Source organism: Pseudomonas sp. BAV 4579, from assembly GCF_009765395.1.
Lineage (GTDB): Bacteria > Pseudomonadota > Gammaproteobacteria > Pseudomonadales > Pseudomonadaceae > Chryseomonas > Chryseomonas aestiva.
Window position 1 is genome coordinate 1 of sequence record NZ_WHOV01000189.1, and the last position, 8,536, is coordinate 8,536.

Annotated in this window: 7 protein-coding genes; 3 read left to right on the forward strand and 4 right to left on the reverse strand. The window is 61.9% G+C overall.

All coding sequences use genetic code 11. From position 1 onward, the window contains the following. The first annotated feature begins 412 nt into the window (after window positions 1-412). From GSQ95_RS24515 to GSQ95_RS24525, 3 genes are all read left to right on the forward strand, one after another. Window positions 413-1,129, forward strand: a complete 717-nt coding sequence (locus GSQ95_RS24515; protein ID WP_158892531.1) for an HAD-IA family hydrolase — start codon at window positions 413-415, stop codon at window positions 1,127-1,129. A 46-nt stretch (window positions 1,130-1,175) separates the two neighbouring features. Next, window positions 1,176-2,459 (forward strand): FAD-binding oxidoreductase, encoded by a 1,284-nt coding sequence (locus tag GSQ95_RS24520; RefSeq protein WP_158892529.1) that lies wholly within the window; start codon window positions 1,176-1,178, stop codon window positions 2,457-2,459. A gap of 157 nt (window positions 2,460-2,616) precedes the next feature. Continuing rightward, the gene (locus tag GSQ95_RS24525; RefSeq protein ID WP_158892527.1) at window positions 2,617-3,705 is read left to right on the forward strand and encodes an ABC transporter ATP-binding protein; all 1,089 of its coding nucleotides are present in this window, start codon (window positions 2,617-2,619) and stop codon (window positions 3,703-3,705) included. Window positions 3,706-3,964: 259 nt separating this feature from the next. Here GSQ95_RS24525 and GSQ95_RS24530 read toward each other — a convergent pair whose 3' ends face one another. The 4 genes from GSQ95_RS24530 to GSQ95_RS24545 form a co-directional block, all read right to left on the reverse strand. After that, window positions 3,965-4,759, reverse strand: a complete 795-nt coding sequence (locus GSQ95_RS24530) for an ABC transporter permease (protein ID WP_158892525.1) — start codon at window positions 4,757-4,759, stop codon at window positions 3,965-3,967. Continuing rightward, the gene (locus GSQ95_RS24535) at window positions 4,759-5,688 is read right to left on the reverse strand and encodes an ABC transporter permease (protein ID WP_158892523.1); all 930 of its coding nucleotides are present in this window, start codon (window positions 5,686-5,688) and stop codon (window positions 4,759-4,761) included. The genes GSQ95_RS24530 and GSQ95_RS24535 overlap by 1 nt, the downstream gene beginning before the upstream one ends. Before the next feature lie 15 nt (window positions 5,689-5,703). Next, window positions 5,704-6,756, reverse strand: a complete 1,053-nt coding sequence (locus GSQ95_RS24540) for an ABC transporter substrate-binding protein (protein WP_158892521.1) — start codon at window positions 6,754-6,756, stop codon at window positions 5,704-5,706. A gap of 1,353 nt (window positions 6,757-8,109) precedes the next feature. Then, window positions 8,110-8,355 (reverse strand): hypothetical protein, encoded by a 246-nt coding sequence (locus GSQ95_RS24545; RefSeq protein WP_158892519.1) that lies wholly within the window; start codon window positions 8,353-8,355, stop codon window positions 8,110-8,112. Window positions 8,356-8,536 lie beyond the last annotated feature (181 nt).

An 8,536-nucleotide genomic window follows, 5' to 3' on the forward strand; every position in this document is an offset into this window, starting at 1 on the left:
TCAAGGCGATGGTCACCCTGGCCTGCATTGATCGCTGTTGGCGCGTCGACTTTTGAGACAGAGCCTAGGGAGCGCCGGCGGTGGCCAATGCCGAATTGGTCCGGTCCGAGCGGCTGCCGAACGCGTTCTCTACGCTCTGGCCGCATTTTGTACGGTTATCTCAATTAGTTGCGCGTCCGCCACAAATCAGTACGGGCTGGTAGCCGAATCCTTCAACATCGTCGGGCTACAATTAACAATGGCGTTACCACCGCCGCCGCTGCCAGGCAGTAATTCGAAAAGACCATTGCATTCGTTTGGCGCTAAAAAACAGTTGATTGTATTTTACCCTCGTATCAAAACGGAACATCTGCGGATTCTGGCACGCGGATACTTAGGACACTTCACATCGCTCAGCGCAGGAGATTCGTCCATGTCCTTCCGCCCCTTCAAAGCCATGACCTTCGATGTCGTCGGCACGCTCATCGATTTCGAAGCCGGCATCCTCAACCACGTACGCAAGGTCAGTGGCGAAGCCGGAAAGGCGCACAGCGACGACGATATCCTGCAGGCGTACCGCTATGCCCGCGCCCGAAAGGAAGCAGGCTGGTTTCCGGACGACCTCGAGCGCTGCTACCACCTCATGGCCGCGCAGCTCGGCCTGCCGGACAGCGAGGCGCACGCCAAGGGGCTGGTCCAGTCGGTAAGGGAGTGGCCGGCCTTCGCGGATTCGGTAGAGGCCCTCAAGCGCCTGCGCAAGCACTTCAAGCTGGTAGCCATGACCAATGCCCAGCGCTGGGCACTGGACTTCATGGCCCAGACCCTGGAGAACCCCTTCGATTACGAATTCACCATCGACGACTCGCGCTACGAGAAACCCGATCCCCAGTACTTCGCCTTCGTCCGGGGCGCCCTGTCTGCCGACGGTATCCTGTTCGAAGACATCGTCCACACCGCCCAGAGTCAGTATCACGATATCGGCGTCGCCATGCGCCTGGGTTACCCGACGTGCTGGATCGAGCGGCGCTTCGACAAGCAGGGCACTGGCGGCACCCTAGAATCCGAGCGCACCGAGCCGACCCATCACTTCCACTCGCTGGCGCAACTGGCGGACGCCGTTGACGCAGAACTTTCGAGCCGCTCGGCCTGAAGGCCATGCAGGCACGATGTCCCTTTCTCTCCTGACAGAGGCTGCGATGATTCCCGACTCCCTCTGGAACGCCACGGCGGTACCCGCGCCGAACGTTTCGTCGCTGCAAGGCGATCACCGCTGCGATGTGGCTATCGTGGGGGGTGGCTTCACCGGGCTGGCAGCGGCACACCACCTCGTGCAGGCCGGTCAGGCGCCGGTAGTGCTGGAGGCGAACAGCCTGGCCTGGGGGGCCAGTGGTCGCAATGGCGGCGTGGTATCGCCCAAGTTTCGCGCAAGCTTCGCCGGGATGATGGCCCGGCACGGTCGTGAGGCGGCCCTGCAGATGTACCGATTGGGTTATGCCGCCATCAATGCCCTGACGGAAAACATCGAACGCCTGGGCCTGCACGAGGCCCAGCTGCAGCTGGGTGGGCATATCGCCGCCGCCCATACCGAGCATGCCTTGGCAGGGCTGCGGAGCACCGCCGACTGGATCAGCCGCGAAACCGGCGGTGCGTCCTCGGTGATGATCTCCCGGGAGCAGGTCCGTGAACTGACCGGCTCGACGCTCTATCATGGCGGGCTGTTGACGCCGAAGGCCGGTGGTCTCCATCCGCTCAATTATGCACGGGGTCTGGCGCGCACGCTGCTCGAGCACAAAGGCCGGCTGTTCGAGCACAGCCCGGTCACCCGGATACAGCGGGAGGGTAGCGGCTTTCGCCTGAGCACGCCGGCGGGCAGTCTGCTGGCGCAACAGGTGATCTACGCCACCAACGGCTACTCCAGTCAGACGCCGGCGACCGCCAGTCTGCACCGCCGGCTGATTCCCTTTCGCAGCGCCATCATCGCCACCGGACCGCTGGCGCCAGAAGTGCTCGCCCAGGTCCTGCCGGGCGGCCAGGTTTGCGGTGATACCAAGCGGATGCTGCGCTGGTTTCGCCGGGTCGGCGACCGCGTGATCTTTGGCGGGCGCGGCGCCTTCGGCAACAACGATTCGGCAGCCGCCTTCCGCGACCTGGAGCGCAGTCTGGGAACGGTATTTCCATCGCTCGCCAATATCCGCATCGACCATCGCTGGTCCGGTCTGGTCGCCATGACCCTGGACTACCTACCCCATGCCGGCCGCCTGGACGATGGTCAGTTCTATGCCGTTGGCTACAACGGCGGAGGGGTTGCGCTCTCGACCTATCTGGGCCAACAGGTCGCCGCCCTGAGTCTGGGGGAAAAGCCCGAATTCGGCCTGATGGTGGCCGAGGGCTTCCATCCAATTCCCCTGCACGCCTTTCGCGCGCCGGGCGTTCGCCTGGCTGCCGGGTGGCAGCAGTTTCTCGACGTGATCGGACGCTGATCGCCCGTCGCTCCGGTTAGCACAGAATCTGTGCGTGGTCCGCTGCAGAACAGCATGAAGCGATGGGGTCAGGATGCAAAAGAGCATTTGCGCGAGCAGGCCCTATGGTCAGATGACAGCGTCACCGGCTCACGGCCCCTAGGCCGCAGGAGGAATCATGCAGGGCTTCAACGAAGGCTTCGAGTCCGTCACCATCGACCGGGTATGCAAGCACTACGGCACCCTCAGGGCACTGGACAACGTCGACCTCAAGGTCGAGGCGGGCGAATTCATGTCATTGCTCGGCCCATCCGGTTCCGGCAAGACCACCTTGCTCAGCATCCTAGGCGGCTTCAACCGCGTGAGCTCGGGCCGGATACTCTTCGGGGAGCGCGACGTCACCCTGATGCCGCCGCACCGCCGTGACATAGGCGTGGTGTTCCAGAACTATGCGCTGTTCCCGCACATGAACGTGCTGGAGAACGTTGCCTTTCCGCTCAAGGCGCGCGGGGAGAAGGCGGCCGGTGCCCGCGAACGTTCATTGCGAGCCCTGGCCACGGTCGAATTGAAAGGCTACGAAGACCGCGATATCGCTGCGCTATCCGGCGGCCAGCGCCAGCGGGTAGCGCTAGCCCGTGCCATCGTCTTCGAGCCCAGGCTGATCCTCATGGACGAACCCCTGTCCGCGCTGGACAAGCAGCTGCGTGACGTCATGCAGATCGAATTGCGGGCCCTGCACAAGCGCCTGGGTGCCACCATGGTCTATGTCACCCATGACCAGCGTGAAGCCCTGACCATGAGCGATCGCATCGCCGTGATGAAGGGCGGCCGGCTGGTCCAGGTGGACACCCCACGGCGCCTGCATGATCATCCGGGCGACGATTTCGTCGCCAGCTTCATCGGCGAAAGCACCCTGGTGCCGCTGGCCCGGGGTAACGGCGGCGAATTGCTGTTGGGTCAGACGCCCCTGCGTACGGCACGTCCCGTTCCGCTTTCCGGAGATATCTTCCTGGCCGTCCAGGCCGAGAAGCTGCTACTAGACAGCGAGACGGTAGGGGGCGACTGGAACCGACTGCGTGGTCTGGTGACCGACATCGTCTTCCAGGGCGAAAGCCTGAAGATCTACGTCGAACTGGAAGGCAAGCAGCGCATCAGCTTCCGCCAGTCCAGCCACCACGAAGGCAATCTGCGCTTGCCGCAGATCGGCGCTCCGTTGTCGCTGCGCCTGCATCCGGAAGACACTATCGTGGTACCCCGGGCAGCCTGAACCCGTCGTAGCCCGCCGCTATCCAGGTCCAGACCCTCCGTCTGGGCCTGGTCTTTGCGAGTCGGATGTGGCTTGAAGGTTTTGTCTGTTGGACAGGGTCATGCGCAAGGTAGAAATCAGGTAAAGGGAACGCTGAGCGCGAGCCTGGATGCCAAAGGCGGAGCGTGCCTACTTGGGTCCTGGCGGATAGCCCTTTGAGGCGGCAAAGTGGCGATTACAACACGCGGCCTCCAGTCGGTCTGGAGGCCGCGTCTCTTGGCTAGGCCCGTTCCTTGCCGCCACGCCCGGCGATCAGCACCATCAGCAGGGTGATGACGATCAGCAGGGTGCTGATCGCGGCGATGGTCGGATCGATTTCGTCGCGCAGCGCAGTGAACATCCGTTTGGTGAGGGTCTCGTTGCTGCCACCGGAGATGAATAGCGCCACTACGGTTTCATCGAGCGAGGTGACGAACGCGAACAGCGCGGCCGAGACCACGCTGGGCTTGATCTGCGGCAGAGTCACCGCCATGAAGGCGCGGAATCGGTTCATACCTAGGCTGCGCGCGACCAGTTCCTGGGTCATGTCGAAATTGCGCAGCCCGGCCAGCACGGCAATGATCACATAGGGTAACGCCAGCATGATGTGCGCCAGGACCAGCCCGGACAGCGTGCTGATAATGCCTACCCGCGCATAGACGAAGAACACCCCCGCGGCGATCAGGATGATGGGCACCATCATGGGCAGCAGTAGGATGAGCTGCAGAGTCCGCATGATCCGCAGCGACGAATTGCTGATGGCGTAGGCGGCGGCGATACCGATCGGCAGGCTGATGAGCGTGGTGGCCAGGGCGGTGATAAAGCTCACCTTGGCCGCCGACATCCATTCCAGGCTGTCGAAGAAGGCTTGGTACCAGGTCAGCGAATAGGCCTTGGGTGGAAACTGCAGAAAGCGTGCTTCGGAAAACGACATCGGCACGACGATCAGGATCGGCAGCACCAGATACAGCAGGATCAGCGCTACCAGAAGGGTGAACAGCAGGCGCGATGGCTTGAGCGCTTGGCGGATGTTCATTAGCGCACCCCCAACACACGTTCGATGGGAATCACCTTGTTCACCGCCCAGAAGATCAGGAACACCACGGCCAGCAGCGTGAGGCCGACGGCGCTGGCGGCGCCCCAGGCGTGATAGAGCTCGACGTTGCGCTGGACCAGCATGGAGACCAGGACGGTGCGTCCGCCGCCGAGTAGTTCCGGAGTGATGAAGAAGCCGAGGCAGATGACGAAGACCAGGATCGAGCCAGCCATCACCCCCGGGGCGGCCATGGGCAGGAATACCCGGCGGAAGGTGTAGAAGGGCCGAGCGCCCAGGCTGTCGGACGCCAGCAGCAGGTCGTTGGGGATTTTCTTCATCACCGAGTACAGCGGCAGCACCATGAAGGGCAGCATGACGTGCAGGGTGCCGATCACGGTGCCGGTCGCATTGTGCACCAGCTCCAGGGGCCGGCTGATAACGCCCAGGTCGATGAGCGTCTGGTTGACCACGCCGCGACGCTGCAGGAGCACCAACCAGGCATAGGAGCGGACCAGCACGCTGGTCCAGAACGGCAGGATCACGCACAGCAGAATGACGCTCGATAGCAGGCCGCGGGTACGGGCTGCGGCATAGGCGATGGGAAAGCCCAGCAGGATGGACAGGGCGGTCACGATGACGCTGATCTGCAGTGTCGTGCCAAAGGTGTCCCAGTAGATGGCTTCGGTGAAGATGCGGGTGTAGTTGGCCAGCGACAGGCCATCTTCACCCTGTACGGATTGCAAGCCCAGCCAGAGCAGCGGCAGGACCAGCAACACGACCACCATCAGCAGGGCGGGCATCAGCAGCAGCACCATCGTCAGATGCTCGCGGCGCTCCTCCCGGGTTATCGCCGGGCTGGTGAACAGCCTCTGCGGCGGTGCTGGCACCGCGTTGCCAGGCAGCGGCTGGATCGTCGTCAATGGGGTCATGGCGTGGCCCTCCGCTCATTTGGCCTGGACGAAGGACAGCCAACGTTCTTCGGCTTTCACGCCCTCTGCCGACGCCCACCATTTGGCCGAGAGCACCGCCTGCCTGGCCAGGTTTTCCGGCGAGGAGGGCAGCACGGCTTGCCGCGCCGCCGGGATGGTGCCGGTCGTGAAGGCCTCCGGATTGAGCGGGCCGTAGTCGATGATCATCGGCAAGGCTGCCTGCAGCTTGGCGCTGATGGCCTCGTTGACGAACTTCATCGCCGCGTCCCGGTGCTTGGTGCCTTTCAGGACGCAGAGAGAGTTGGTCTCCAGGATGCCGTCATTGTAGGTGAAGGCCACTGGCGCTCCGGCGGCCTGCACGGCTGAGGCACGACCGTTCCAGATCTGCACCATGTCCACCTCGCCATCGCTGATGAGCTGCGCCGACTGGCCACCGGAGGTCCACCAGGTGGTGATGTGCGGCTTGATCTCTTCCAGTTTCCGGAAGGCGCGATCGACATCGAGCGGATAGAGCTTGTCCGCCGGTACGCCATCGGCGCGCAGGGCGATCTCCAGGGTAGGGCGCGGTAGATTGCGCAAGGCGCGGGCGCCGGGAAAATCCTTGGTGTTCCAGAAATCCGCCCAGGTCTTGGGCGCGCTTTTCTCGTCGAAGGCATCGGTCCGGTAGGCCAGCACCGTGGAATAGCTGATATAGCCAGCCATGTAGTCGTCTTTCAGCTCAGCGGGCAGCTTGCCAAGGTTCGGGATGAGCTGGGGATCCAGCTTCTCGAACAGGCCTTCGGCCTGACCGCGGACGCAGTCGCCGGTAGGCAGATCGACCACGTCCCAGCTGACGCGCCCGCTTTCAACCTGGGTCTTGATGATCGGATAGGCCTTGGGCGAGCTGTCCTGCTTCAACGTCAGGCCCAGATTGCGCGCGGCCGGCTCCAAAATGGCCTTTGCCTGGGCGTCCTGATAGGCCCCGCCCTGGGAAACGAAGGTGATCTCTTCCGCGTCGCTGGCGGTCGCAAGACTTGCCAACCCGAGGGCGACGGCCAGCGCGGTGACCTTTGTGCTGAGGTGAGACATGGTCCATCTCCCATAGAGGCAGAGCTTGAGAATGGCGGAACCTTTGTTATCCCCTGAGCGCACTGCGGGCGTTCTCGCCTCAGGTCACTGTAATGATTCTATTGAGTACGATTGCGCTGGAATCACAGATACAAAAGCGCAATCTCCCGTTTTGAAGGAGATTAGCGACATGAATTTTTTAAGAGCAGCTTTGACGGGGTAGGGAGGCGATGGATAGGTCTGAGCAACCGAGCCTGGTGAACTGTTATCTCCCGCGTTCTCCCGCGTTGAGTGGCCACTGATCTGAGCTAGATAGTGTCCGCCGCGGGAAATATTCATGACACATGACTAGACGACGTTTTCCCAAGTCCTTCAGACGCGGAGCGGTAGAACAGCTGCTTTCCAACGCGACGCTTAGCCATGTGGCCAACACGCTGGATTTCGCTGAAAGCCTACTGGCAAATCATCGCGTGCTAAGATGCCAGCGCCCATGGCAGCTTGGCCGAATGTCAGTATAGGCAACAGCGGCGTCTCGAACCCGATCACGTCGTAGGACCGCCTTTCGCCTACGTGGTGGTGTAGACGCCACTTCGCCAGATTGTACCGTCGTTACAAGGCTTCGTCCGTGCTGATTTGACCGAAATCACCCAATTGCTCACGGTCCGTCAGCAACTGGTCTGGACGCTACTGGACGAGTCGCCCGAGGGGACGCCGTTCCAGCCGCTGTACGTACCCCTGGGCGAGCTGACCGGCCAGGACCGTGGTTCCGCGGCATACTCGTCATGCTCAGCTTGGTTGATGTATAGCTTGCGCTCATGTGGAGCGCTATTTTGGTAGTCGGTCAGGCTCTGGCAATGATGCTGCGCCTGGTGCCTGCCTTCGATCGCTCCAAGTGTGGATCTACCGTGCAGGTGCACACAGATAACTAGGTAGAGGGCATCGCTGTCTTCGAATTATCTGCTCATGCCGGCGTCAACCACGTTAAGGCGTCTAGCCACTTGCTTGGCGTGGCGACGAAGCTCCGCCAGCGTTTGGCATTGATGCCGGATGGGTGCAGTACTACCCGGGTAGTCAGGACGTTGCAGGCAGCCTGCAACTGGACCAGGTCTAGCCTCAACCACTCCGGTTGCTCCGGCTTCTAGTCGTGGTACGCCTGCAGGCCTGCGCAGATCCGAGCGGCCTTGGCCTGTTAGGGATGTTAGCCGATCAGTTGCCGGTGGGTGTTGAACATGGCCGTCACCACATAGAGCGCATTGCCCGGCGCGACGGTGGCGCTGCTCATGGCGGCTTATCCAGGGTGGCGAGTTTCGCGGGGGTCAAGAACGGCAGCGACAACACTTCGAACCCCGCCACGTCGTAGGATCGCTTTTTCGCCTAGGGGGTGTTGCAAGCGCCATATCGAAGAGCATCCCGCCGCTTGAATGCCTCATCTGGGCTCATATCTCTGGAGTTGCCCAGGTCGAACTTTTGGTCGTGGTAGCGCTGCAGCTTCGCTACCGCCTCATCGTCGATCTCCAAACTGCCGGCAAACCAGAGCGTGATCAGCTGGCCGGTCTTGTGTCGCATACACACGGCATGGCCAACGCGCAGCCCGTCGCCTGATACGTCGTCCTGTGTCATCGTTTCCATCCGTCCGCTGTGCCCCTATCTCGAAAATCCTTCCCGCTGAGCCTTTTGGCCAGACAGGATAGATGCTAGATGCGTCCCACCCGATTTAACATAAGATATATTATGCGAACTCATTATGTTACGGCCAATTATTAATGTCGCGATCCAGCCAAATAGAAATGTCCCGATGATG

What these genes read in the sequence shown, in the direction of transcription:
- GSQ95_RS24515 (WP_158892531.1), top strand. Translation starts at nt 413, where the DNA reads ATGTCCTTCCGCCCCTTCAAAGCCATGACCTTCGATGTCGTCGGCACG.
- GSQ95_RS24545 (WP_158892519.1), bottom strand. Translation starts at nt 8,355, where the DNA reads ATGACACAGGACGACGTATCAGGCGACGGGCTGCGCGTTGGCCATGCC.
- GSQ95_RS24525 (WP_158892527.1), top strand. Translation starts at nt 2,617, where the DNA reads ATGCAGGGCTTCAACGAAGGCTTCGAGTCCGTCACCATCGACCGGGTA.
- GSQ95_RS24530 (WP_158892525.1), bottom strand. Translation starts at nt 4,759, where the DNA reads ATGAACATCCGCCAAGCGCTCAAGCCATCGCGCCTGCTGTTCACCCTT.
- GSQ95_RS24540 (WP_158892521.1), bottom strand. Translation starts at nt 6,756, where the DNA reads ATGTCTCACCTCAGCACAAAGGTCACCGCGCTGGCCGTCGCCCTCGGG.
- GSQ95_RS24520 (WP_158892529.1), top strand. Translation starts at nt 1,176, where the DNA reads ATGATTCCCGACTCCCTCTGGAACGCCACGGCGGTACCCGCGCCGAAC.
- GSQ95_RS24535 (WP_158892523.1), bottom strand. Translation starts at nt 5,688, where the DNA reads ATGACCCCATTGACGACGATCCAGCCGCTGCCTGGCAACGCGGTGCCA.